This window comes from Dehalogenimonas sp. THU2 (assembly GCF_039749495.1).
Classification (GTDB): domain Bacteria; phylum Chloroflexota; class Dehalococcoidia; order Dehalococcoidales; family Dehalococcoidaceae; genus Dehalogenimonas.
Genome location: NZ_JBDLLU010000017.1, coordinates 1 through 25,031, shown reverse-complemented (window position 1 = coordinate 25,031; position 25,031 = coordinate 1). Strand labels below are relative to the sequence as shown.

The following is a 25,031-nucleotide window of genomic DNA, read 5'->3' as shown; positions in this document are numbered from 1 at the left end:
GGACGTCGCTACTTTTCTGTGGATTCGATGAAGAAAACGCTGGAAGGGGCGCAGGAGGAACCCCTTATCATGGCTTTACAACCTTAATGATTCGGGAAACCACCAATCATGAATTTACACCACTTGACGGGACACTACCTCCCGACGATATAACAAACAGGCTTATGCGACTCAGTCATGAAATTCAAACTCCAATTCCAAAGATACAAAATATTAACATACCGGCCATCCTACAACAAAGTTGAGGGGAGAACTCTCCCCTCAACTTTAAACTTAAGATTCAGACCGTGTAATCAGGGATTGAACCCGATATGAGTATCGATACCCATGATCATCATCTCTTTATCCCAGTATTCCGCCACCCGGGGATTAGGACCATCAACATTGGGTCCAGGTCCGTAACCCATAAGATCATCCATCTGGCGGAAGAACCCATTGAACAGACCCGTAGTCGAAACCGTGCCTTTCACAATGTTGTGAATCGCGGCTCCATTCTCAAGTTTGTTGAAAACGCAGGCACCAAAACACCTACCATTGGAACAAGCCCCGGGGATAGCTTTCCATGACTGGCAAAGTATCTGGTCATCCCAATAAACTTTCTTACCCAGAGTGTGATACAGACCTGCTTGACGCCCCTCCGGGGCCCACTGCGGTTCTTTTTCTTCGTTGGGCGCACCGAATCCACAAGCATCGCGACACTTCAGACACGTAGCGCAGAAACGCAGCATCCCGGCGTCGATAGGCCGGGTATCCGGCAAAGGCAAGTTGGTAATCATTGCCCACCCGCCTAGCGCCGGGCCCCATTCCGGAGCAAAACCACGGTTCAGCCGGCTCATTTCGGTGAGGCCGGTGTAAGTGGTGAATGCTGGTGCGATAGCCAGTGAATTGCCGTCAGTTCCAACTGCGTCATAGCCTATCGCCCTCAGGAATTCCTGAACGCCGGCTTGGATTATGGGTGCGCGGACATAGCGGGAAAGAGGCGCAAAACCCTGGGAGTGGCCTTCCATTAATCTCACCTGCACCGATTCCTGGACGACATAGGTGATAGCCCAGCGATAGCTGTTGGGAATGACATGTTCGGTCTCATTGGCAATCGGTGCATCGACGTCCCGGAAATGGATGAATTGCTGGAAGCTTGGTTCCTGGGAATAAACGAATTTTTGGGTGGTTGCCGGTATCACTTCGCATGAACCGACCGACATCGCGCCGAAACCGCGCATGATAGTGGTCAGCATACGCAGGTTCTCTTCAGGATCAGTGCCCGCCCACTTTGGTACACCGCGGACTTCCGGGGTGGATGTCTTCATCTCGTTTAGAAACGTACCACGATAACCAGTGGCGCTCCTGATATTACCGGCAGCCGCCGTACCGATGGCTTGATCTCGCAATGTCAAACCCGGAGTGTTATCTAGAATACCCTGTTTGGTAATTCCCGGTGCCGCCTGTTGAAGGCGATTATAACGGTCTACTTCCTCCGGACGCGTCAGCCGCGCCTCCTCGAATCGTTTAATCCGTGAACCGCGCATGGATTCGCCCTCGGAAAAGCGCTGCATCACCGTAAAATCAACCTCGGTGGTCATCTCGTCAACTTCCTTGACCCACCAGGGGCGCTTCATTACCGCTCGTTTGTCAGAGATCGCCTCGTCCAGATCACGAAAAACCGGCACAGCCAGCGATGCAGCGCCCAACCCCGCCCCGACCAGCCCCAATCCCTTCATAAAATCACGCCGGGAAACCGTGGAATGAAATTGCTTCATAATTTTCCCTCCCGCAAATTGCCTGGATTCTTGCAAACATTATAATTACAGGAGTTAAAAAATTATATTAGTATTTTTACGTAATTTGCCCCATAGCACATACCTAAATTTATGGCGGCGGTGTTAACTGCGGCGTGGGTGATGGCTGAGCGCGCAGAGTTGATCTCTGGTTTACGCCAAAGCAAGAGTCACTGGCCTGAACGATAAATCGAGGCTAATCGGTTCTCCTTCATCCCGTCGTTCCCGGTTTGCGCCTGGATCGGCAAAGTGGATTTGAAGGGACCCTGCAGGTACTGATATAAGCCCAAAATCGATTAGGCGAGAATGGTTAAATCTCCGTCTTCAGCACGCTGAAAAAGGCTTCTTTGGGCACTTCCACCTGGCCGATGGACTTCATCTTCTTTTTGCCCTCTTTCTGCTTCTCCAGCAGTTTGCGCTTGCGGGTGATGTCGCCGCCATAGCACTTGGCCAAGACATCCTTGCGCTTGGCGGAAATATCGGCACGGGCAACGATGCGCCCGCCCACCACCGCCTGAATGGGGATGGAGAAGAGCTGTCGCGGAATGACCTCTTTGAGTTTGTGCACCAGGGCTTTGCCCATATCGTGCACCTGATCCGGCGGTACAATGCGGCTGAAAGCGTCCACCAGGGTGTTGTTAACCAGGATGTCGATCTTGACCAGTTGCGCGTCCCGGTAGCCGTCAAACTCGTAATCGAGTGAGGCGTATCCGTTGGATCGGCTCTTCAACTGGTCATAAAAAGTGGTCAGCATGGAACGCAGCGGCATATCGTAATCCAGTTGCACCCGCTGAGCGCCCTCAATCCCCAGGTCGTGACCCAGAAACTCGGTATGACGGTGGATACCCCCGCTCTCTCGCTCCAGTTCCATAATCGCCCCGATATATCTCGACGGTGTAAGTAGCCGCACTTTGACCCACGGTTCTTCTATCCGGGTGATATCGGTAGGCACCGGCAGTTCCGACGGGTTGATAACCGATATTACGTCGCCGTTGGTCTTGGTGATGACATAGTTCACCCCGGGGGCGGTGACCACAAGCGATAACCCGAACTCCCGCTCCAGCCGCTCATAAACGATATCCATATGCAGCAATCCCAAGAAACCGCAGCGAAATCCATGTCCAAGCAGCGGGCTGTTCTCCATTTCGGACGATAACGATGCGTCGTTGAGTTTAAGTTTCTCCATGGCTTCGCGCAGTTCGTGGTAATCACTGGCCTGGGTCGGATAAATTCCGGCAAAAACCATGGGTTTGGCCGGCCGGTATGCCGCCAGAGGTTCAACGGCCGGACTAGCGACGGAGGTGACGGTATCGCCCACGGAACAGTCCCCCACCGTCTTGAGACCGGTAGCGATATAGCCGACCTCCCCCGCGGAGAGTGATTTCACGGGGCATTCTTTCGGGTTGAAGTAACCCACCTCCAGCACCTCCAGTGTGGTGCCCTGGCCCATCAGCTTGAGCCGGTCGCCGTCGTTGATCTTCCCGTCCACCACGCGCAGATACGCTATCACACCCTTATAGGGGTCATAATGAGAATCGAAGATAAGCGCCCGCAGCGGGCTTTCCGGACTGCCGCTGGGCGGCGGCACCCTGGCCACAATGGCTTCCAGCAGTTCGGGCACGCCCATGCCGGACTTGCCGGAAATCTTGAGCGTTTCAGCTTCGCTGTAACCCAGGACGCTTTTTACCTCGTCCATCACCCTTTCCGGCTCACCGCTCGGGAGGTCTATCTTGTTGAGCGCCGGGATGACCTCCAGTTCGTTTTCCATGGCCAGGTAAACGTTGGCCAAGGTCTGGGCCTGGATGCCCTGGGTAACATCGATAACCAACACCGCACCCTCGCAGGCTGCCAGGGTGCGCGATACCTCGTAGGAGAAATCGACATGGCCGGGCGTATCGATGAGGTTTAAAAGATACATCTTGCCGTCGGCCGCCTTATAATTCAAGCGTATCGCCTTTGCTTTGATGGTGATGCCGCGCTCCCGCTCCAGGTCCATGCGGTCCATCACCTGTTCGCTCATCTCCTCGCGGCGCATGGCCCCGGTGCTCTCGATAAGCCGGTCGGCCAGGGTCGACTTGCCATGATCGATATGAGCGATAATGCAGAAATTACGAATGAAGCACTGTTCCATAGGGTTCCTTATATGATGATTCTAAGCATGAAATCCAAAGATATTTCGGGTATTCGATATTAGGTTAAAAACCGGACAAACACCTCGTTGCCCAGCAACCTCCCCCTGGCGGTGAGTCTCAAACTACTGTCTTCGATCTCAACAAGCCCTAAAGACGAAAGCTCGGCAATTTCAGCCGTAAATCGGCTTTGTAAGTCTATACTAAACTCATGGTCAATGTCATCAAGAGACACGCCTTCGCACAGGCGCAAACCAAGAATTACCGCCTCGGCCAGAGCGGTCTCCTGGCTGATGACTTCGATGGTACGGGACGGTGCTTTGCCGGCGGCCGATGCCTCTATGTACTCATCCAGATTATCGGAGTTGGCGATTCGCTCTCCGCCGATGAACGAATGCGCCGCCACCCCCATCCCCAGGTACTCGCCCCGCCGCCAGTACACCGTATTATGACGGCTTTCAAACCCTGGGTGCGCCCAGTTGGAGATCTCGTACTGCCGGTATCCCGCCGCCCCCAGCTTCTCTGCCGCCAGTTCGTATTCTTCCGCGGCGGCGTCGGCGTCCGGCGCCGTTATTTCGCCCCGCCCCACCGCCCCAACCAGCGGCGTATCGTCCTCCAGCGTCAGTCCGTACAAGGAAAGATGCTCGGCGCCAAACCCGATGACAGTATCCAGCATTCGGTCCCATTTGTCGATGGTTCGGCCGGGCAGGCCGTAGATGAAATCCAGGTTCAGGTTGTCCAGTCCGGCCTGCCGGGACTGCCGTATCGTTCGTGCCGCTTCTTCAGTTGAATGGCTGCGACCCAGGAATTTGAGTTCGGCGGCATCCAGGGTCTGGATCCCCAGACTCAGGCGGTTGACGCCCGTTTCCCTGATTGATCTCAGATAAGCTTCATCGACTGTACCGGGATTGGCTTCGAGGGTTATTTCAGCTTTATCGGCGATATCGTACTGGTTATGAATCGAATGCAGTATCCGACCGATATCGGATGAACTCAAAAGACTCGGCGTACCTCCACCGAAATATATGGTATTCACCCTTCTAGCCGGAAGACGCGTTTGTTCAATTTCCCGCATTAAGGCTTCGATATATGCCGGAATTTTCGCTTCCTTGCCGGCGGAAGAATAAAATGAACAATAGGAACAGCGGCGGCGGCAGAAGGGTATATGAAGATAAAGAGAAAGATCCATCATATATATTTTATTATGTCAATAGTATAACACAATCCGCTATATCCACGCACTTTTATCCGGAGTATAATTCACTATATTCAGCTTTGTCCGGCAGTTGACAGGCTAAAGCTTGAGGGTTAAATTACTGGCAGTTACTCTTGGTAGTATTTCATTCACTGTAACCTGATGTGAAATAACGATGGGCATAATGCTTTAGTTTTCGAAAAGGAGAAAAAATGGTACCTGCCAATAAAGACACCAAACCCCAGGTTCCTGAAGAAGGACCCCAGATCCTAACCAAGCCCCTGCCGCAGATCCTTGATGAGATGGATGCCAACATCCGCGCCGCCGCGCAAGCCGCCCGTCAGGCGGAAGCCGCCGCGCAGCAGGCAGCCGGCGCCGCCGGACATGCCACCCAAGCGGCCAAAGAAGCCGAAACCCGGGCTATCGAAGCCCGCCAGGCCGGGGAGAAAGCCGCCGAGCAGGCCACCCGGGCTGCCGCTTCCGCCGCCACCGAGGCCAAGAAAGCCGCCGATGAAGCGGTAAGCAAAGCTGATGAAGCCAAAAAAGGCGCTGAATCTGCCGGCATCGCCGCCAAAGGTGCCGCTGAAGCATCGGCCAAAGTGTCTGATGAAGCCGCCAAACGCGCTGAAGCCGCCGGACTGGCCGCCAAGCAAATGGCTGAAGCCGCCAAACTGGCCTCCGACGCCGCCCGTGCCGCCGCGGAAGAAGCAGCGGGTAAAGCCGAAGCCGCCGCCCGTGCCGCCCAGGCCGCCGCTGCCAATGCCGTAATTAAAGCCGAAGAAGCCTCCGCCCGGGCGCTGGAATCGGCTGAGGCCGCCCGCAAGCTAGCCGAAGCCGCCGCCGCCCGCTCTGAGTCCGCTTCCAACGCTGCTAAAGATGCCGCGGAGCAAGCCTCGCAGATCGCCTCGGATGCGGCCCATCGCGCCGAGGAAGCCGCCGCCCAGGCTGAAAAGACCGCCAGGGCCGCCAAATACGCTGCTGAAGAAGCCACCGCCAAGGCGCAGGATGTAGAAATGGCCGCCCGTGAGTCCGCCCAGGCCGCCGCCCGCGCCGCGGAGGAAGCCGCCGCCCGCGCGGAATTGACCGCCATGACCACCAGGGAAGCCCTGGAAAAATCCATCGAGGAAGCACTGGCTGCTGGTAAAAGAGCAGACGAAGCGGTTAAATTCGCCAAAACCGCCGCCGCCACGCTTGGCAAAAATCCCGACCGGGAAACAGTGCTGCAGGCCCTCAAAGCCGGCCGCGCCGCCAAATCAGCCGCCGCCGCCGCTTTTCGCGCCGCCGAGGATACCGCTCGCCGGAGTGAACTAGCTAATATTGCCGGGGATGTCGCCCTGGAAGCAGCCACCGCCATCAGCGGTGATGCCGCTGCCGGCGTCAGTGAGTCCGGACTGGCCGCCAAGGAAGCCGCCAACCGCGGTTACAAGGTCGCCGTGGATACCAAGGCCAAAGCGGAGCTGGCGGATGAGGCCGCCGACAATCTGATCGATACTGCCGGTGAAACCGCCGACCGCCTGACCACCACCACCGTTGAATCAGCCAATCTCCGCGCCGAGACCGTCAAGAAATCCGCTGAAGAGGCCGCCTCCAGGGCCTCGGAATTATCCCGTTTAGCCCGCCTGGCCGCGGAAGACGCCGCCCACAAAGCGGAAGCCGCCGACAAAAGCGCCCAGGCCGCCATGATAAGTTTCAAGAAAACCACCGACGAAGCTGCCGCCAGGGCGGAAAGTGCCGCGGCCGCCGCCATCAAGCAGGCCGAAACCGCCGGTATCACCTCCCGGGAAGCCAGTGACAAAGCCGCCAAAGCCGCGCTGGAAGCCGCTACACGGGCGGAAACCGCAGCTCAAAAAGCTGCGGATCAAGCCGTAACCGCCGCCACCGCGGCCACTTTGGCCGCCAGCCAATCCGGTGAAAAAGCCGCCCAGGCTTCCGCCGACGCCGTTTCTAAGGCAGAGGCGCTGGCCATGCAAGCCGCTGAAGCGGCCGCCAAAGCCGCCCGTGAAGCTGCCGAGCAGGCCATGAAAGCGGCGACAAGCGCCGCCCTAGCCGCTAAAGAATCAGGTGAAAACGCGGCATTGGCGGCACAGGAAGCCGCCGCTCGGGCGGAAGCTGCCGCCAAAGAAGCTACTGAAAAAGCCATTCACAGCGCTGAAGGGGCCGCTGAACACGCCGAAGCCGCCGCGCGCGATGCCGCTGCCCAGGCCGCTCAGGCGGCCAAAGCCGCAGCCGAAGAAGCCGTGCGCACCGCCGCCGAGGCCGCGGAACGCGCTGAAGCCGCCGCTCGGCAAGCCGTCGATGATGCCTCGGTAAAGGCTAAAGCGGCCGAAGCCGCCGCCCAGGCGGCTATGACCAGTTTCAAAAAGACCACCGAGGAAGCTACCGCTCGTGCGGAAAGCGCCGCGGCAGAAGCCATCAGAAAGGCCGAAGAAGCCGGTCGATCCGCCATCGCCGCCGCGGAAGCCGCAGCCAAAACGGCCGCTGAGACCGCCGCCAGGGCTGAAGCCGCCGCCAAACACGCCGCCGATCAAGCCGCCCGCGCTGCTAAAGAAGCCGCCGACCAGGCCGCCAAATCAGCCGCTGAAGCCGCCACTCGGTCGGAAACCGCCGCCAAACATGCAGAGATCACCGCCGCCACCGCCAAGAAAGCCGCGGATGAAGCCTCTGACCGCGCGGAGCGTGCCGATGCTTCCGCCCGTTCCGCCGCCGCCACCGCCACCCGCGCCGCCGAGGAATCAGCCAAATCGTCGCAGGAAGCATCAGCCCGAGCCGCGGACATCGCTTCTTCCGCCCGCAACGCGGCCAAGGAAGCCATGTCTCTCGCGGAAGAGGCCATGGTGAAAGCGGTCATCAAACGGCTCACCAGCGGCACCTGGATCACGCTGCTGGTGGTCATCAACCTCAGTATAGTCCTGGCCGCGGTAATGTTCGCCGTCGCCCTAGGGGCTATCCGGTAACAACCGGCAATTACTCAAATACAGAAACCGGCCGTCGAGGGAGGAGGAGTCCCGACGGCCGGTTTCTTTCTATTGAGGAGGCGGATAAAATCTCTAGTAAGTGGCTTTCGTCTCGGCCAGGAATTGGCGGTAATCCAGCGCCGCCGTTTTCCTGACGATATCGTGCCACGGCGCCGTCCCGGTCAGGGCATAAAGCGCCGTCGGCTGGTTCTCGATGGTAACCAACAGCCCTTTTTCCTTAAGCTGGTCGATCGCCCGGTCGACATCCCCAAGCCGCATGTGCAGGCTGTCGGCCAGGGCCAGCCGGTTAAACCGGGTGAACGGATGGCGGCCTAACAGCCGCAGCATCTCCCGGCTCTCGTAATCCCCGGCAAACTGCCGCATGAATTGTTGTATTTCCAACCGGTCGATACCGTTGTCCATCTCTTTACTCCAGGCGGGGTGGCGGGAACCAACCGCCACCCCATCGTCTAAGGGAAAAACCGGGTTACCAACGCTTTTGGTAGCTATTTGAAACGGGCGAGGCCGGGCGGGCCGGTTCTGTCCGGCGGGGGGCGCCCAGGAGGCCTCGCTGCCGCAGGAAGGCCGGGATCTCCAGTTCTTTCTCCGTTTTGATATTGCGCAGCAGCCGGGTGATCTCTTTATCGCGGCTGTCGAGTGTGGTGTTCTTGTCGGCGAAACCGGTGGCGATGAGCGTCAGCCGCACTTCGTCCTTCATGGAATCGTCGACGTTGACGCCGAAGATGACATTGGCGTCTGGATCCACCGCCTGCCGGATGATGTCGGCGGCTTCATTGACTTCAAACAATGTCAGCGAGCTGTCACCGACCACATTGAAAATACAGCCCTTCGAGCCCTGCACAGACACATCCAGTAGTGGGCTGGTCAGCGCCTGCTTGGCGGCATCGATAGCGCGTTTCTGGCCCTTACCACGGCCGATGCTCATCCAGGCCGGGCCGGCATCCTTCATAACCGAGCGCACATCGGCGAAATCCAGGTTGATGATGCCGGGAACGGTGATGACCTCGGCAATGGACTGCACGCCGTGGTGCAGTACCTCATCGGCCATGCGGAACGCGCCGTCGACGCCAGTCTTCTGATCGCAGATTTCAAATAAACGGTCATTCGGGATCAGGATCAGCGTATCCACATTCTCCATCAGTTCCGCGATGCCTTCTTCGGCCACCCGAGTGCGGTGCGTCCCCTCGAAACCGAAGGGTTTAGTGACGACGGCAATGGTCAGTGCGCCGGTGGCTTTTGCGATGGAAGCCACCACGGAGGCAGAACCGGTACCCGTGCCACCGCCCATGCCCGCGGTCACAAAGACCATATCGGATTCGCCGACTACCTGCTTGATCTCTTCGCGGCTCTCTTCAGCAGCCTTACGGCCCATCTTGTTATCGCCGCCGGCTCCCAGGCCGCGGGTGCAGCGTTCGCCCAGTTGAACCCGCATCGGGGCTTCGGTGATAGCCAGTGCCTGTGCATCGGTATTCATGGCGACGAATTCGACACCGCGGATCTGCTCACGCACCATGCGGGTGATGGCATTACAACCGGCGCCACCGCAACCGATAACCTTAATCTTGGCGCCGCTGGGGACATAGATAGTTTTAGCCATGTTCTCTCCTAATATTCTTCCGTTTTATTTTTTCTTAAAGAGACCCAGGAATTTACCGCCGCCAGAACCGCCGGTGTTAGCCCGGATCGGAATTTCGGTGCGGTCGTTGGCTTTCCACATGATGAGTCCCAGCGCGGTGGCAAAGGCCGGATCCCCGAGTCGCTCGGAAACGCCGTACATCGTCGGCGGCATGCCGACCCGTACCGGCAGCCGGGTCACCTCGGCGCCCAGTTCGGCTAAGCCGGGCAGGTTAGCACTGCCACCAGTGATGACCATGCCAGCCCGCAACAGGTTCTGATAGTCTTCGGTGGGCAGTTCCAGCAACACCAGCCGGACCATCTCCTCCACGCGGGAACGGATGATCTCTGAAAGCTGGGAATGCGGGAAGGAGTGGCCACCCTCGGACAACATTTGCTCGTTATCCCCGGCCACCGGGAAAACCGAGCCGTAGCGCATTTTGATCTCTTCGGCCAGTTCCCAGCTGACGCCGAGACCGACAGAAATATCGTGGGTGATCTGGTAGCCCGCCACCGGCAGTACGGAAGTATGGATAATATTGCCGTCCTTGTAAACAGCGATGTCGGTCGTTCCACCGCCGATATCGGCCAGGACCACCCCGTTTTGCATCTCGTCGGTGGACAGGGTCGCCTCGGCGCTTGAGAGCGGGCTGAAGACCATTTCGTCTATCTCCACGCCGGCGCCCTTGACGCATTTCATCAGGTTTTCCACGGAGGTGGCGGAAGCGGTCACCATATGCGTCTCGACTTCCAGTTTGAAGCCGTGCATGCCCACCGGGTTCTTGACGCCTTCCTGGCCGTCCACGGTGTAGCACAGGGGCAGCAGGTGCAGCAGTCGCCGATCGCCGGGGATGGTGACGTTGCGGGCCACTTCGAGCACTCGGTTGACGTCGGCAGGCCGCACCGTTTCTTCTTTACGGGAGATAGCGATGACGCCGCGGTTGTTGGTGGAGTGAATATGTCGTCCGGTGATGCTGACCGTAGCCGCGTCTATCTTGTATCCAGCCGACTGCTCCGCCATGATGATGGACCGCCTGATGGCGTCGCGCGCCTCGTTCAAGTTGACCACCATGCCTTTTTGCAGGCCACGAGACGGCGTCACACCGACGCCGAGGATCCGGATGCCGGCTTCATCTGCATCAGCCATGATGGTGCACACCTTAGTGGTGCCGACATCAATGGCCGAAAGTCTCGATTTTTTCATGTTGTCTCCTTATAAAGGTATCGCCGGAGTTTCCGGGGTGATCCTATTTGCCGCCTTCGCGGAAACGAACGCTCCATTTGGCTGCTACACTGTCGATGAAAGCCTTGGTAGAGGCGTCTGGCGCTCTTTTAAGTTCCGCCAGGAATCCATGCAGCAGTTCGCCACCGCTCATTCCCGGCTGTGGTTCCTGCGGACCAGGCAAGTTAATGAAGACGATCTCTGTCATCAGTTTCTGGTAGTCGATTGCTGTTCCCATGAGGTTTTTTCCGCCTTTCTGGAAGAATTTGCAGCTATCTTAAACTCCCCTTTAAGCACCCGTCAAAAACTGTCCAAATTCGTCCTTGCTGTTTCCAAAATAAAAAATATTTTGTCCTTTTCGTTGCCCGGAGGGCTTGTCATTTTTGTCCTTCTGGCATAAAATGAGGCATTCAGCTATGACTTCACCTGTTACCAAGACGCTGCCGCCTTATGTGTCCTACCGCACGTTCTGGAATTTCCTGGACGGGCTGAAGGCCGCGGTGCCGTCGCGCATCGACCGCAGCTTCTGGGGCGATAAATTGTCCGGCTCCACCGGCGGCCAGCTCATCGCCGCGCTGAAATATTTGAAACTGATAGACGGCACCGGCGTCCCCACCCTCCGCCTCCGCCAGATCGTCTTCGCCAAGGGTCCCCAACGCGCCGGATTGTTGCAGCAACTAACCCAGGAAGCCTATCCTTTCTTTATAGAGGCACTGGATCCTGCCGCCGCCACCTATTCCCAGCTCGAAGAAAAACTCCGGGAAAATTTCCAGATCACCACGGATGTCGGACGCAAGTGCATCAAGTTCTACATCGGCCTGGCGGAAGACGCCGGCATCGGCCTGTCGCCGTTCGTAACCCGCAAGTCAAAGATCCTAAAGACCTCCGCCCCGGCCCGCAAACCAAAAAAAACCGCGCCACCCCCGTCGGCTAACGGCAACAACGGGCACAACCCTTACACGGAGACCGCGTCACCTTCCACGGAAGACGGCCCCACCGCACCCTCGGTCAATCAGACCCTCCTCAACATGTTCCCCGCCTTCGACCCCACCTGGACCGATGAGATCAAACTCCGCTGGTTCGAAGCTTTCGACAAGCTGCAACAGAAAGTTAGAACCAGAGACTAAACCACCGGGCCTGAATCCGAATATCCAAATCCCTTCGACTCGGCTCACTTAGTGGTGACTCAGTGGAACTGGGCGGACTCTAAACAATATCCAAAAATATCCAAATTAAAAAATTCCAATCACCAAACGTGGAGAGCCAATACTACCAATACTACCAACTCAAACACTACCGATTGGGGACATTGATAGATTAGCGATACGTAGAGGTATTGGTGAAAAATATTTTGATTCGTTTTCCAAAGTGCAGAAACGAAGATCCTTTTAACGAAATTTCACAAACCAAAGGTTCAAAACCAGCGACTCATCCTCCGCCGAGTCGTCATCGTGAGCCGTAGCGAAACGATCCCGATTTCCCTGCTGAAGGCATACCACACCGAATCCAACCTCAAATGGCCCAAATTCCGAAATCCGAAATGATTTTTATGTTCCGAAAATGCCGAATTCACGTCTAAAAGAGGTTCGCAATAAGTCGTATTTAGCTTGTCTATCGCCCTGTTATGTAATCTATATATCTTTTCCATAACACCCACCTCCTTTTTGATATAATATCCCCATGACCGACCGTTGCGACGCCTACCTGGACATAGAGACCACCGGACTCTCCCCGGACGCCTGCCCTATCACCGTCATCGGCATCCACCTCTGCCGCGGTACAGAAGAAAAATTCGTCCAGCTCGTCGGCGACGGCATCACCGCGGAGGCGCTGCTGGATGCCCTCCAGGGCGTCCACACCATCTACACCTTCAACGGCGCCCGCTTCGACCTCCCCTACATCCGCCACCGTCTGGGCATCGACCTCCTGGCCGAGGGTTTCGGCCACTGCGACCTGATGCACCACTGCCACCACAAAGGCTTGCGCGGTGGGCTCAAGAAAATCGAACCGGCGCTGGGCATTCGCCGCCGCCTGCCGGACGTCAACGGTTATGAGGCGGTGCGCCTCTGGTGGCGTTACATCAACGACTACGACGCCGCCGCCCTGGAAACCCTCCTGGAATACAATAAAGAAGACACCCAAAACCTCAAGATCCTCCGCCGCCACGTCACCTAGATTCGGGAAATTATTTTATCTTAGGGTCCAATACCCCGCCGCTTCGAATTTATACGGGCAGCATAGAAACACGGCGTGCAGCCTGTCTCAAAAAGAGCTGATTGTCTTTCTGCGCGCAGCGGAGAACTTCAATTCGACGTTTAACGAGACTGACTGCTTGATCGTCCGCTTCTTCAAGATGACGGTTAATAGACAATCTCCGTATCATGTCCTCTCCGTTTCGGTGGAAACGACGGCATACCTTTCCCGTCCCAATCGTTGCCTGAATCACAGTGTTATGAAATCCACATCCACACCTCGCAACCCGCAACTCGCGACTCAATATGAGACGTGGTATGATTAAGTCCGTGCGCCGCGATGAAATCCTCTCCAGACTGGACGTAGAGCTGCCGGAAGCTGTCTCCGCCGTCGGGCTGCCCGCCTTGGCGATGGTTTTCGGCCTCCAGAGCATCCGCGTGCTGGTGCCCGGCCTCACCTGGACCCTCGGCGACACCCACGGCCTGGACGCCTTCATCCTCGGCACAATCGCCCTCCTCATCTTCGGTTCCGCTTTTCTGGCCATCCCCCTGCGCCGCCACCTGGACCACCGGGCCATCGTCGGCGTCACTCTCGGCGGACTGATCTTTTTACGGCTGGCGCTGCAACTCTGGCCGGGCGCACCACTCTTCGGTATAGCGCTGGCCGCGCTGGCCGTCGTCTGCTTCGTCATCTTCCTGCCAGTCTACCTGGATGACATCCGCCGCCGTGACAACTCCTCAATGCCTCTTTTCGCCGGCGGCTTCTTCGGCGGCCTCGCCCTGGACACCCTGATCTACGGCGCCGCCGGAACTTGGGACCTCGCCTGGCAGCAGACCCCCCTTCCCATCATCGTCACCACCGTCATTGCCGCGGCGCTAGCTTGGCTCACCTTCGGCTACTGCCGGGATTACCACCCCACTCTGCCCTCCCGCCTCAAGGGCAAGGCCGGCGCCTGGCTGGCCATCGGCCCCTACCTCTTTTTACAGCTTCTCATTTTCCAGAACATCCCCGCTCTGTCCACCCTGACCGGCTGGGGCACCGGCCACGCCTTCCTGTGGATCGCCGCCGCGCAGGTCGCCGGTATTATGGCCGCCTACTTCTTCCACTCCCTGCGTGAGGACGCCGTCTACTTCATCTCGCTCTTCTCCGCCGGGCTGCTGGTGACCTTCATCTTCTTCCCCTACCTCACCGGCTGGTTGGAAGCGGTGCTCTTGTTCATCGGCCAGGTGGCGGCCACCCAGCTCTTCTTTGTCATCCTCACCGGACTACCCGCCGCCACCCGTCGCGGCAGTTCCATGAGCCTGCCCCTGGCTAATGGCATCGGCATGACGCTCCTGGTGATCTTCATCTTGGGCTATTACGCCGTCTACCAGATTTCCCTGCCCTACAACAACTCGATCCTCTTGATGATAGCCGCGGTGCTTGTAGCCGGCGGAGCCATGGCCTCACTCCGCCACATGGGTCCGCGCCTCCGCATCGGACAGCGTCAGTGGACCTCGGGCTTCATCGTCGGCATTCTGGCGCTCCTACTGCCGGCAGGCCTTCTCTTCACCGCCCCGTCGCCGCAAACGGAAGACACCGGCTACCCCCTGCGCGTCCTGACCTACAACCTGCATAACGGCTTCAACGCAGACGGCTGGCTGGATCTGGAATCCCTGGCCCGCAACATAGAGAGCAGCGGCGCTGACGTCGTCGCCCTCCAGGAGATATCCCGCGGCTGGCTGGTCAGTGGCCGCACCGACATGCTGGAATGGCTTTCTCGGCGGCTGGATATGCCCTACTACTTCGGTCCTTCCTCCGGCTCGTTCTGGGGCAACGCCATCCTGTCGCGCTACCCCGTCATCTCGGCAATCAACGTCCCGCTGCCTTCAGAAGGCCTGCCATTGGAGCGCTCCTTCATCTCCATGATTATCGAGGTCGGCGGCCAGACCTTCCAGGTCATAGACATCCACCTCCACCATGTCGAGGGGGATTCGGACACCCGCGTCAACCAGGTAGCCGCGCTCCTTGAGTTCTTCGGCAATACCTCGGATTCCGTGATCATGGGAGACTTCAACGCGGAACCCAACGACCCTGAGATCAAGCTCCTGCGCGCCGCCGGTCTCAGGGACGTAATGCTCTCTTTGGAGCCCCCCCCGGCCTGGACCTTCCGCTCCGACGATCCCTACCAGCGGATAGACTACATCTGGGTCTCCCCGGACCTCACCTGGTCCGGCGTCTCCCTCATCACCGGCACCGCCTCCGACCACCTCGGCGTAACGGCGACGATAGAAGACTGACAGTGAGCTCCGAAATCCCAAACTATCAGCTGTCAGCCATCAGTGTTCTCTGACGGTCACCCCAGTCTCAGTCGATGACGAGTCTTTAATAGTGGTTGAGGCGGTGACATCGCTGTAGGTCAAAAACGTAAATTTCCAAACAATTCCGGCGTTCAGCTTTAGCTTAAACGTGAGATTCGATATTTGAGTCGAATCCGGGCTCCGGGGAAATTCGCGCCGCCCGACGGGCTTTCTCCTCTTTGGCCGCACGGAGACTCCGGGCATAACCCGAATAAAAGCCATGGGAGCGGGTGTTCTGATTGTCAGGTTGACCGCCCCAGCGGCGGGGCTCAGTTGATTCCATCTCTTGACTCAACAAGATACTCCTGTTCTATCTTTACTCATCGCTGGATATAGAATAAGGCCGGGGAGGGCGGATTGTCAATGGGATTTTGGCGGGATTGGAAAATAAATATTAGCTGTCAAGCTTTCAGCTTTGGGGGGGCAACCCACCAGAGTTATTGGTAGTATTCATCTCCCCCGTTTGGAACTTCGACCTTCTCCGAAGGCCTCCATTTGTGCCCTTCCCCCTTTTATGCCAAAATTACCCCCAGTATATAAGGGTAGATATTTAAACTTGCTGTTACGTTTACGCGTCAGAAATTTCGGCATCATCGAGGATTTCGACTGGACGCCCGGCGCGGGCTTGAACGTGCTGACCGGTGAGACCGGCGCCGGCAAGTCGCTGGTGGTGGACGCGGTGAGCTCCCTACTGTCCGGCCGGCTGGAGGAGCCCGCCGTCCGCCACGGGGCGGAAGAGTCCCGGCTGGAAGGCGTCTTCGACGTTTCCCTCAGGCCGGACCTGGCGGTGTGGTTATGCGACAAGGGCATTGTGCCGGACGAGGAAGGCCAACTCATCGTGTCGCTCAGTTTGAAGCGCGGCAGGCGGGCGGCGATGCGGCTCAACGACGATACCGTGTCCCGCGGCCTGATCACCGAGCTGGGGCGGCAACTTATCGACATCCACGGCCAGAGCCAGCACTTATCCCTGCTGGACAAGGCCAGTCACCTGGATTTCCTGGACGCCAGCGCCGGCACGGCGGAACTAAGGCAAACCTTCGGGCAGGCAGCCCAGGCGCTGCATCGGCTGGAGAAACAGATCGACGAGCTGGCGGCGGGCATGGTGGACCGCGCCCGGCAGCGGGATTACCTCGCTTTTCAGGTTCAGGAGATCGAACGCGCCTCTTTGTGCGATGGCGAGGACATAGAACTGGAGAACGAGCGTCGTATCCAGGCCTCGGCGGAGAAGCTCAAGGCACTGGCCTTTGAGGCGGTCCGGTCCCTTGACGGCGACGACTCTCCCGGCGAAACCCCGGCCACCGCCCGCGTATCGGCGGCACTCTCGGCCATGGAAAAGCTCTCGGATATCGACCCGTCCCTCTCCGCCCAGGTGGCGGCGGTGCAGGGAGCCCTCTTCACTCTCGACGAGGCCGCCCGGGACCTCCGCTCCTATAACGCCCGGCTGGATTTCGACCCGGCGCGGCTGGAGGAGATAGAGCACCGGCTGGGGCTGATCCGGGACCTCAAGCGCAAGTACGGCGCGGACATCGCCGGTGTGCTGGCCTTCGCCGCAAAAGCCCGGCAGGATCTGTCCAACCTGGAAAGCGCCGATGATCGGATCGACTGGTTGAGACATGAATTTGAAGATAAGCGGCGGCAACTGGGGTCCATAGCTTTAGGACTTTCGGACAAGCGACGGGCAACGGCGGCGGTGCTGGAGACGGCGGTCAACCGGGAGCTTAAAGACCTGAGCATGGAGAAGGTACTGTTCCGGATAGCGGTCACCGCGGAGGAGCGGGCGGACGGCTTGCCGACACCGGACGGTAGAAGTCTGGCCTATAACAACAGCGGGGCGGACAAAGTGGAGTTTTTAGCCGCCACCAATCCGGGCGAGCCGCCCAAGCCGCTGGAGAAGATCGCCTCCACCGGCGAGCTGTCCCGCTTCACCCTGGCGGTCAAGACGGCGCTGGCGCGGGCGGACCGCTCCCCCGTCCTCATCTTCGATGAGATCGACATCGGCGTCGGCGGCCGCTCCGGAGATGTCATCGGCCGCAAGTTGGCGACGTTAGCCGTGTCCCACCAGGTCATCTGCGTCACCCACCTGCCGCAGATCGCCTGCTACGCCGCCCACCATTTCAGCGTCCGCAAGGACACCGCCGGCAACCGAGCCGCATCCCGCCTGGACCGCATCGAAGCAGAGGAGCGGGTGCAGGAACTGGCCCTGATGCTCTCCGGAGACCCGGACTCCAAAGCCTCCGGCGAAGGCGCAAGGGAACTTTTGGACAAAGCCGCCCGCTTCCTGGAAAGCCTCGTTTGATACGGGCCAGTAGATACAAGATACAAGATGCAATAACCATTCATGGTGAGCCAGTCACGGTGAACCAAACAAGCACCAATAACCAAATATCAATGACCGAAACATGTTTGGAATTTGGATATTGGGATTTGAGATTTGTTTGTAACTTGTATCTTGGTTATTGGTCATTCGCAAAATATTGGAGTTTTTACCTTGCAATATAACCCCCCCACCTTCGATCGCCGCGCCCTGATCGCCATCGGCGTAACCCTGGTATTCTGGGCGTCGTCCTTCGCCGGTATCCGCGCCGGGCTGGAAAGCTACAGTCCGGGCGCGCTGGTGCTGTTCCGCTTCCTGGTGGCCTCGGTCACCCTGGGGGTATATGCCGTGCTAACCAAAGGCGTCCGGCGGCCGAGGCTCGGTGACCTGCCGTGGATCGTCGGCGGAGGGTTGATCGGCATCACCGTGTATCACACCCTGCTGGCTTACGGGGAACTGACCGTAACCGCGGCCTCGGCTAGCTTCATCATCGGCGCCGTGCCCATCTTTACCGGCCTCCTGGCGATACTGACCTTAAAAGAAAGCATCCGCAGCAGGCAGTGGCTGGGCATCGCCGTGAGTTTCAGCGGCATCGGGCTGATCGCCCTGGGGGAGGGCGGTCACCTGGAACTGGAGGCCGGAGCGCTTCTTATCCTGCTGGCGGCTTTCTGCACCTCAATCTATTTCATCATCCAGAAGCGGCTGCTGCGGTACTATAAACCGCTTGAGGTCACCTGCTACGCCTTCTGGGCAGGCACCCTTTTCATGCTCGTCTTCCTGCCGGATCTCATCGCTGAGCTGCCTGCGGCAGCATCCGGCCCGACGCTGTCCGTCATCTACCTGGGCGTCTTCCCGGCGGCGCTGGCCTATGTCACCTGGAACTATGTCTTCACTCGCACCACGGCCTCGGTAGCCACCAGCTTCATGTACCTCAACCCCATCGTGGCCACCTTCATCGCTCTGCTCTGGCTTGGAGAAGTGCCGACGTTACTGGCAGGCTTTGGAGGCCTGCTGGCCCTGGCCGGTGTCATCATCACCGCCAGGAGTGTGCGCTAACCGGCAGAGATACGCAAAACGGGGCGGTCCGAAGACCGCCCGCTCTAAGTCCGCTGTTTGTTTAACCCCGTTAGTCCAGCTCGATAACCCCATAACCCTTGTCCGACGGGCTGGTCTTGATATCATCGGTGGTGCCGAAAGACCAAATGAAGAGATTGGGCCCGGGCAGCAGTTGAATATCGTAGGCATCGCCGGTTGTGATCCGCCGGCGGAACTCCACGACGGTACTAGTGGTCTCATCCTCATCGTCCACGGTGGTCAGCACCGCCCAATCGAGCAGACTCAGTTGGCCGCCCTGCTGGTCGTCATTCTGTGAAACGCCGTTGGGCTGTGTCGCCGACCACAGATCGAAGATATGACCCTGTGCCGCCACATCGGCATAACCGGCGATAGTATCCATGCCTCCGGAGCGCAGATCATCGATAAAACTGATGGCTACCCAACCCTCGGTCGGCGCACTGAATCCCAGGTAGACAAATTGACTGTCAGTCCGCCAGAAAACCTGGAAACCGGAATTAGATGACTCGGAGTTTTCATATTCCCCGGATTCGATTTTTCCGTCGGCCTTCCAGTCCACTGAACCAGGCGCTGGAAGATTGATGAGGCCGCTTTGACCGTTCGAGACGTTGAAAATATCCGGAGGCGAACCGACCAGCGAGATGATCGTGTAACTGACCGACAGGAACAGTCCGATGGAACTGAGAACGATGCCGCTGATAGTCATGCCCTTTCTGGCCGGACGCCGCCGCAAGAGCATGATGCCCCATGCCAAACCTATAATGGGTATGGGCAGACCGAAGAAAGGAATAAGCCAGGTGCCCATCGCGATGATACCCAGTACCAGAACTTCGCCGCCCATAAACGCCTCCTGTTATTCTTGCGCGCCGCCTTCCCCTGTCGTTGACCGCCGTCAATATGACGCCACCCATATATTATACGATTGGGCTTAAATTATGAAATATTTTTACCCCCAGGTGATTCTTACGTTTAAGTCCTCCTTGACAAAAGTTGGGTTTAATCATAAAGTTTATCCGGTTCCCAAGGTATCACCTCTGTTCAAAACTTGGATGGGAGAATTCATAACATGGCCGAGGCTGTCGTTGTCAGCACCACCGACCTGACCAAAGTCTTCGATGAACAAGTCACGGCCGTCGATTCCCTCAACATCAACGTCCGGGAAAACGCCATCATCGGCTTCCTGGGCCCCAACGGCGCCGGCAAGACGACCACCATCAAGCTACTCCTGGGATTACAGAAAGCCACCAGCGGTTCCGCCACCGTTTTCGGCATGAACATCGCCGACGACAGTGTCAATATCCGCAAACGTATCGGATATCTCGCCCAGGACCCCAGGTTTTACGAATACATGACAGCGCGGCAGACACTGAGATTCGTCTGCAAGTTCTTTTACGAAGGCCCGAAGGACCTCATAGAAAAGCGCATCGACGAAACATTGGATATCGTCAGCCTGACACGTATCGCAGACCGGGCTATCAAAGGCTTTTCCGTCGGCGAGCGCCAGCGTCTGGGCATCGCCCAGGCTTATATTCATGCCCCGGATCTACTCATCCTCGACGAACCGGCAGCTTCACTCGATCCGATGGGCCGCCGCGACGTACTGGAACTCCTGATGCAACTGCGGCAGAAAACCACGATCTTGTATTCCACTCACATCTTGGCTGACGTTCAGCGGGTCAGCGACGAAGTAATCATCATCAACAAAGGTCAGTTGGTAACCCAGTCCAGCATCGAGAAACTGCTGGCTGACAAAGATTCTTCTTATTCACTCGTTACCCGTGGTGACGGCGAGACGCTGCATGGAACGCTGAGTGGCCAACCGTGGGTTGAGCGTGTTTCACGAAGTTCGAACAATGGCCAATGTACCTGGGATATCACCGTAAACAACATAGAAATGGCCGAAGGCAATCTGTTGCGCCTGGCGTTGAACTCCGATGGAATCTTCGTCGTCGACTTTGGCCGCCGCAAGCATCATCTCGAAGAAGTGTTCATGAGTCTGGTGGAAGGAGAAAGCGGTGGCTGAAGTAACTGTTTTTCACGACGCTGCTGAACTGGAACTTGTAAAGGCTAAAGGTTGGCGCATCGGATTCAATAATGTAATGACACGCGAACTCGAAAGAGTTTGGAATCTCAGGACTCTATTATCCCACAGCCTGGTGTGGATGGTCCTGATAAATATGATCCTCGCTATGGTCATAGAACTGGTGGATTCCAACACTCAACTGGCCACTACCAGCCTTATCACCTATGTTCTGCTTTCGGGGGTCCTGGTACCCATGGGCGCGGCTGTGATCACTTCCGGCGCCATTATCGGTGAAAAAAAATCCGGTACCGCGGCCTGGGTTCTCTCCAAACCGGTTTCCCGAACCGGGTTTGTAATCGCCAAGTTTCTGGCAATAACATCCAGTATTTTAACAACGGCGGTATTTTTGCAGGCAATCATCGCTTTCGGTCAATTGTCATTGGCACAGCACGCGATGATTCCGATAACGGGTTTTATCAGCGCCGTTTTCACCATTATCCTGGCGGTTGTTTTTTATGTCTCGCTTTCCCTGATGCTGGGAACGATATTCAACAGCCGGGTAGCGGTCATGGGCATTCCGTTGGCGCTGATCTTGATACAGCTTTTCCTGATCGGTGCCCTTCAAAATCTTGCTGAGTGGCTGCCATACTTGTTGCCGGGCAGCCTGATGGAAATCGGTTCCAGCTTAGTCATCGCCGCCGAGACTCCCTACTGGCCACTGACAGTGATCATGACATTGAGTCTTTCCGTGCTTTTTATTTATATCGCTCTCCATCGAATACATCGGGAAGAGTTGTAAACCGGTTTATCCGAATGAGATTTCGCAGTATGATCCAGTTCATTTAGGAACTGGGAAACATTTTGCCTCGACTTGAGCATCGCGGCATCAACGGAACCCTTGGCCGAATTCTAATATGCCCATCTATAGCGCCCCAATGGGACACTATGTAAGAAAATCATGGGGTTTTGGTTACAAAGGTAGTCCAGGCGTCTTTGTCCGTGACCAGGTGAATCCTGCCGGTGCAAGTAACTGTGCTCTGAACGCCTGGATTAAAGACCCCACGACCGGAATCATTCCTCCGTTCCCTTGCCCCACTCGTTACGCGTTGCCTCCTGTTTCCATATGCTACTGGCTCACTTGGCGATGTTACCTGAAGATGTCATTGCAGTGATCCATCTCCGCTTTGTACCGAACTACAACCTCCATAAAAAGACCGGGGGGTGGCGAAAACCACCCCCCGGTTCATCCGGAACTTGTTCCAGTTACTAGTTTAGAATTTCTTTTTGGCCTTATCCACTGCCCCAAAGGAGGCGGTGGCATCGTCGATGTCGACCTGATTGGTCTCTTTTACCAGGAACAGACCGACAAAGAAGCAGACCGCTGCGACACCCATCGGCCACCAAAGACCGGCATAGTTATTGCCGGTGGCGTTGATAAGCGCCAGACCGAAGATGGGCACCAAGCCGCCGAATACGCCGTTGCCAATGTGGTACGGCAAAGACATTGACGTGTAGCGGATCTTGGTCGGGAAAAGCTCAACCAAGAAGGCGGCGATAGGACCGTAAACCATGGTCACATAAACCACTTGGATGAACACCAAGGCACATAAGGCTACTGGGTTGTAACCGACATAGCTGAACAGGAAATGCTGCTGGGTATCCACCGGGGCGAATGCCGCCATAGCGCCATATATCGGGTAGTAAGTGAGGACGGCAAGGGCCATACCGGTGAGCATGATCTTTTTCCGGCCGATTCTATCCGACAGCCAACCGAAGAAGACGAAGAGTGGGGTGGCTACCAGGATAGCGACGCCAACGATGATATTGGAATCGACCAGCGGCACATTGAAAATGTCTTTACGTTGCAGGTAGAACAAGGCGAAGAACTGACCGGTGTACCAGACGACGCCCTGGCCCATAGTGGCGCCGAATAGGGCTAAAGCCACCCATTTCAGGTTGTAAGGGTTTCCGAAACTCTCTTTGAGCGGGTTCTTAGATACGGTCTTGGTGTCCTTGAGTTTCTGGAACATGGGAGATTCACGTAACGAAAGCCGAATCCAGACCGAGATAGCGATAAGAAAGATCGAGATAAGGAACGGAACGCGCCAGCCCCAAGCATCGAAATCTTCTGCGCCCAGGATCAACCTTGTGGATAGAATAACGCCCAGCGATAAGAACATACCGAGCGTAGCGGTGGTCTGGATAAAACTGGTGAAGAAGCCGCGCCGGCCATGCGGAGTATGCTCGGCGATGTAGGTGGCCGCACCACCGTATTCACCGCCAAGTGCCAGACCTTGAAGAATACGCAAGGTGATAAGGATAATACCGGCCCAGACGCCCAGGGTTTCCTGGGTTGGCAGCAGGCCGACGGAGAATGTGGCCAGACCCATGATGCCCATGGTGACCAAAAAGGTAAATTTTCGACCGATCAGATCACCGATATAACCGAAGACGATAGCACCGAAGGGGCGCACGATGAAACCAACGGCAAAGGTCGCGAGGAAAGCGATGACGTTGCCGACCTCGGTGCCGGTGTCATAGAACTTGCTGGAAATGACAGTTGCCAGGGAACCAAAGATGTAAAAATCGTACCATTCGATCATGGTACCGGCGGACGAGGCAAAGATGACCTTTTTCAGGCTGGTTGCGCCATTTTTGGCAGAATCAACTATGCTTGCCATGATCCCTCCCTTCTGAAATTCTTGTCAGATTATTTTTGATCCAAGTTGCACGAAATCAAGTAGAACCTGTTATGACTGAGGAGCCCGGATCATCATCACCGGGACCTTGGAGTGTCGTACCACACGCTCCGCCACACTGCCGATCAGCCAACTGGCCGGCCAGTTGCGGCCATGAGTCGACATGGCGATGACATCGACACCAAGTTCTTCTGATACTTTAAGGATAGTATTGGCGGGAGAACCTGAACGAAGATGGCATGACACCTTGAAGCCCGCGGCTTTCAGCTCGTCGCAGACTTTGGTCATGTATTTGTTCGCTTTTTGTTCCTGCTCCGCAACGGAGTATCCGGCAATGGCCGGGTCTTCAAAGGCGAATTCCTGGGCGGGATTTGCCGCTACGTTTAAAAGAGCTATCTCAGCCCCTTCAGCGTAAGCCAGTGCTTTGGCATGAGGAAGAACAACTTCAGCGGTCTTGGACCCATCCAGCGGGACCATAATCTTCTTGTACATGCTTACCTTCCTTTCTGTGAGAATTTTTGTTACTACCGGAAGAATTGCCAAGGACGAGACTAGAGCGAGTTTACACAACTGAGCCTCGCCTGTTGGATTTAGGCCCGGGGTAACTTCGCCTCCTCCGAAGATATGTTGGCCATAATAATAACGGAACTAGTACCATATTGCAAATCTCCATTTTGGCCCCCTTTGTTACTATTGACTATTGATAGACATTTTTACCTATTACCTAATATTATTACTTTTTAGACAATATATTTTGGGGTCTAACCATTATCGGGTACAATATTTGGGTATAGGCAAACTCGAAATATCAGCCAAGATCGATTAAGGTAACAGGAGGCAATATGATCACGGAAATCGCCAACGGTGTCTATTGGGTGGGCGCAGTAGATTGGGCTTTACGGCGTTTCCACGGCCATGAACTGTCAACCCTGCACGGCTCAAGCTACAACGCCTATCTCATCGTCGATAACAAGGTTGCCCTGATCGACACGGTATGGGGACCCTTCCGGGATGTATTGATCGAGCACATCAAGGAAGTCATCGACCCGGCCAAAATCGACATAGTCGTCGCCAGTCACGCTGAAATCGACCACTCCGGCGCCCTTCCTGCAATCATGGCCCATTGCCCAAATGCGCAGGTAGTGGTTTCCGAACGGGGCATGGAAAGTTTCCCCCGTCACCACCGGCACCCCTGGCCGCTTCATGGGGTCAAGACCGGAGACAGCATCCAGTTAGGCAAGAGAACTCTGAGTTTTGTCGAAGCCCCGATGCTGCATTGGCCGGACAATCTGCTAACACATCTGAGTCAAGAAGATATACTCTTCTCAAGCGATGCCTTGGGTAGTGTCCCGTCAAGTGGTGTAAATTCATGATTGGTGGTTTCCCGAATCATTAAGGTTGTAAAGCCATGATAAGGGGTTCCTCCTGCGCCCCTTCCAGCGTTTTCTTCATCGAATCCACAGAAAAGTAGCGACGTCC

General features: G+C 56.7%; 21 protein-coding genes. 10 read left to right on the top strand and 11 right to left on the bottom strand.

All coding sequences use genetic code 11. The features are described from left to right. Positions 1-245 (top strand): hypothetical protein (locus ABFB09_RS08655; protein WP_347001103.1); only part of this gene is annotated, 245 nt, incomplete at its 5' end. A 48-nt stretch (positions 246-293) separates the two neighbouring features. On the opposite strand, the gene ABFB09_RS08650 is transcribed toward ABFB09_RS08655, so the two are convergent. The 3 genes from ABFB09_RS08650 to hemW all read right to left on the bottom strand — a co-directional run bounded on the left by ABFB09_RS08650 (position 294) and on the right by hemW (position 5,093). Beyond that, complete coding sequence (locus tag ABFB09_RS08650; protein ID WP_347001102.1) at positions 294-1,757, bottom strand: reductive dehalogenase; 1,464 nt, start codon at positions 1,755-1,757, stop codon at positions 294-296. A gap of 328 nt (positions 1,758-2,085) precedes the next feature. Continuing rightward, positions 2,086-3,906, bottom strand: coding sequence for a translation elongation factor 4 (gene lepA / locus ABFB09_RS08645; protein ID WP_347001101.1), 1,821 nt, complete (start codon positions 3,904-3,906; stop codon positions 2,086-2,088). 59 nt (positions 3,907-3,965) lie between these two features. Continuing rightward, positions 3,966-5,093: a radical SAM family heme chaperone HemW gene (gene hemW, locus ABFB09_RS08640; RefSeq protein WP_347001104.1), complete on the bottom strand. Its 1,128-nt coding sequence runs from the start codon at positions 5,091-5,093 to the stop codon at positions 3,966-3,968. Positions 5,094-5,311: 218 nt separating this feature from the next. Between hemW and ABFB09_RS08635 the strand changes: the two genes are divergently transcribed. Next, positions 5,312-8,053: a hypothetical protein gene (locus ABFB09_RS08635; protein WP_347001100.1), complete on the top strand. Its 2,742-nt coding sequence runs from the start codon at positions 5,312-5,314 to the stop codon at positions 8,051-8,053. A 93-nt stretch (positions 8,054-8,146) separates the two neighbouring features. On the opposite strand, the gene ABFB09_RS08630 is transcribed toward ABFB09_RS08635, so the two are convergent. Genes ABFB09_RS08630 through ABFB09_RS08615 form a run of 4 tightly spaced genes read right to left on the bottom strand, consistent with a single transcriptional unit; the run spans position 8,147 to position 11,148 of the window. After that, a complete protein-coding gene (locus ABFB09_RS08630) occupies positions 8,147-8,515 on the bottom strand; it encodes a hypothetical protein (protein WP_347001099.1) in 369 nt (122 codons plus the stop codon). 25 nt (positions 8,516-8,540) lie between these two features. Beyond that, entirely contained in the window at positions 8,541-9,671 is a 1,131-nt protein-coding gene (gene ftsZ, locus ABFB09_RS08625) for a cell division protein FtsZ (protein ID WP_347001098.1), read from the bottom strand. Positions 9,672-9,695: 24 nt separating this feature from the next. Next, complete coding sequence (ftsA, locus tag ABFB09_RS08620) at positions 9,696-10,892, bottom strand: cell division protein FtsA (RefSeq protein WP_347001097.1); 1,197 nt, start codon at positions 10,890-10,892, stop codon at positions 9,696-9,698. A gap of 43 nt (positions 10,893-10,935) precedes the next feature. Then, a complete protein-coding gene (locus tag ABFB09_RS08615) occupies positions 10,936-11,148 on the bottom strand; it encodes a hypothetical protein (RefSeq protein ID WP_347001096.1) in 213 nt (70 codons plus the stop codon). A gap of 178 nt (positions 11,149-11,326) precedes the next feature. On the opposite strand from ABFB09_RS08615, the gene ABFB09_RS08610 reads away from it, so the two are divergent. The 3 genes from ABFB09_RS08610 (at position 11,327) to ABFB09_RS08600 (ending at position 15,382) form a co-directional block, all read left to right on the top strand. Then, positions 11,327-12,037, top strand: coding sequence for a hypothetical protein (locus ABFB09_RS08610; RefSeq protein ID WP_347001095.1), 711 nt, complete (start codon positions 11,327-11,329; stop codon positions 12,035-12,037). Positions 12,038-12,590: 553 nt separating this feature from the next. After that, the gene (locus tag ABFB09_RS08605) at positions 12,591-13,085 is read left to right on the top strand and encodes a ribonuclease H-like domain-containing protein (RefSeq protein ID WP_347001094.1); all 495 of its coding nucleotides are present in this window, start codon (positions 12,591-12,593) and stop codon (positions 13,083-13,085) included. 335 nt (positions 13,086-13,420) lie between these two features. Continuing rightward, positions 13,421-15,382 carry an endonuclease/exonuclease/phosphatase family protein gene (locus ABFB09_RS08600; protein ID WP_347001093.1) on the top strand — a complete coding sequence of 654 codons (1,962 nt, stop codon included), beginning with the start codon at positions 13,421-13,423 and terminating at the stop codon, positions 15,380-15,382. 163 nt (positions 15,383-15,545) lie between these two features. Here the strand turns inward: ABFB09_RS08600 and ABFB09_RS08595 are convergent, their stop codons facing one another. Then, complete coding sequence (locus ABFB09_RS08595; RefSeq protein ID WP_347001092.1) at positions 15,546-15,737, bottom strand: hypothetical protein; 192 nt, start codon at positions 15,735-15,737, stop codon at positions 15,546-15,548. A gap of 261 nt (positions 15,738-15,998) precedes the next feature. On the opposite strand from ABFB09_RS08595, the gene recN reads away from it, so the two are divergent. Further along, complete coding sequence (gene recN, locus ABFB09_RS08590) at positions 15,999-17,738, top strand: DNA repair protein RecN (protein ID WP_347001091.1); 1,740 nt, start codon at positions 15,999-16,001, stop codon at positions 17,736-17,738. Positions 17,739-17,930: 192 nt separating this feature from the next. Next, positions 17,931-18,812, top strand: a complete 882-nt coding sequence (locus ABFB09_RS08585) for a DMT family transporter (RefSeq protein ID WP_347001090.1) — start codon at positions 17,931-17,933, stop codon at positions 18,810-18,812. 70 nt (positions 18,813-18,882) lie between these two features. Here ABFB09_RS08585 and ABFB09_RS08580 read toward each other — a convergent pair whose 3' ends face one another. After that, entirely contained in the window at positions 18,883-19,671 is a 789-nt protein-coding gene (locus ABFB09_RS08580; protein ID WP_347001089.1) for a DOMON domain-containing protein, read from the bottom strand. A gap of 225 nt (positions 19,672-19,896) precedes the next feature. On the opposite strand from ABFB09_RS08580, the gene ABFB09_RS08575 reads away from it, so the two are divergent. Together ABFB09_RS08575 and ABFB09_RS08570 are read left to right on the top strand one after the other, a co-directional pair. Then, positions 19,897-20,853: an ABC transporter ATP-binding protein gene (locus ABFB09_RS08575; protein WP_347001088.1), complete on the top strand. Its 957-nt coding sequence runs from the start codon at positions 19,897-19,899 to the stop codon at positions 20,851-20,853. Continuing rightward, positions 20,846-21,652, top strand: a complete 807-nt coding sequence (locus ABFB09_RS08570) for an ABC transporter permease subunit (RefSeq protein WP_347001087.1) — start codon at positions 20,846-20,848, stop codon at positions 21,650-21,652. Before ABFB09_RS08575 ends, ABFB09_RS08570 begins: the two co-directional genes overlap by 8 nt. Positions 21,653-22,124: 472 nt before the next feature. Here the strand turns inward: ABFB09_RS08570 and ABFB09_RS08565 are convergent, their stop codons facing one another. Both ABFB09_RS08565 and ABFB09_RS08560 read right to left on the bottom strand, forming a co-directional pair. After that, entirely contained in the window at positions 22,125-23,534 is a 1,410-nt protein-coding gene (locus ABFB09_RS08565; protein WP_347001086.1) for an MFS transporter, read from the bottom strand. Positions 23,535-23,603: 69 nt separating this feature from the next. Then, positions 23,604-24,044: a universal stress protein gene (locus ABFB09_RS08560; protein ID WP_347001085.1), complete on the bottom strand. Its 441-nt coding sequence runs from the start codon at positions 24,042-24,044 to the stop codon at positions 23,604-23,606. 350 nt (positions 24,045-24,394) lie between these two features. Between ABFB09_RS08560 and ABFB09_RS08555 the strand changes: the two genes are divergently transcribed. Further along, positions 24,395-24,925 (top strand): FprA family A-type flavoprotein, encoded by a 531-nt coding sequence (locus ABFB09_RS08555; protein WP_347001084.1) that lies wholly within the window; start codon positions 24,395-24,397, stop codon positions 24,923-24,925. Positions 24,926-25,031: the final 106 nt, after the last annotated feature.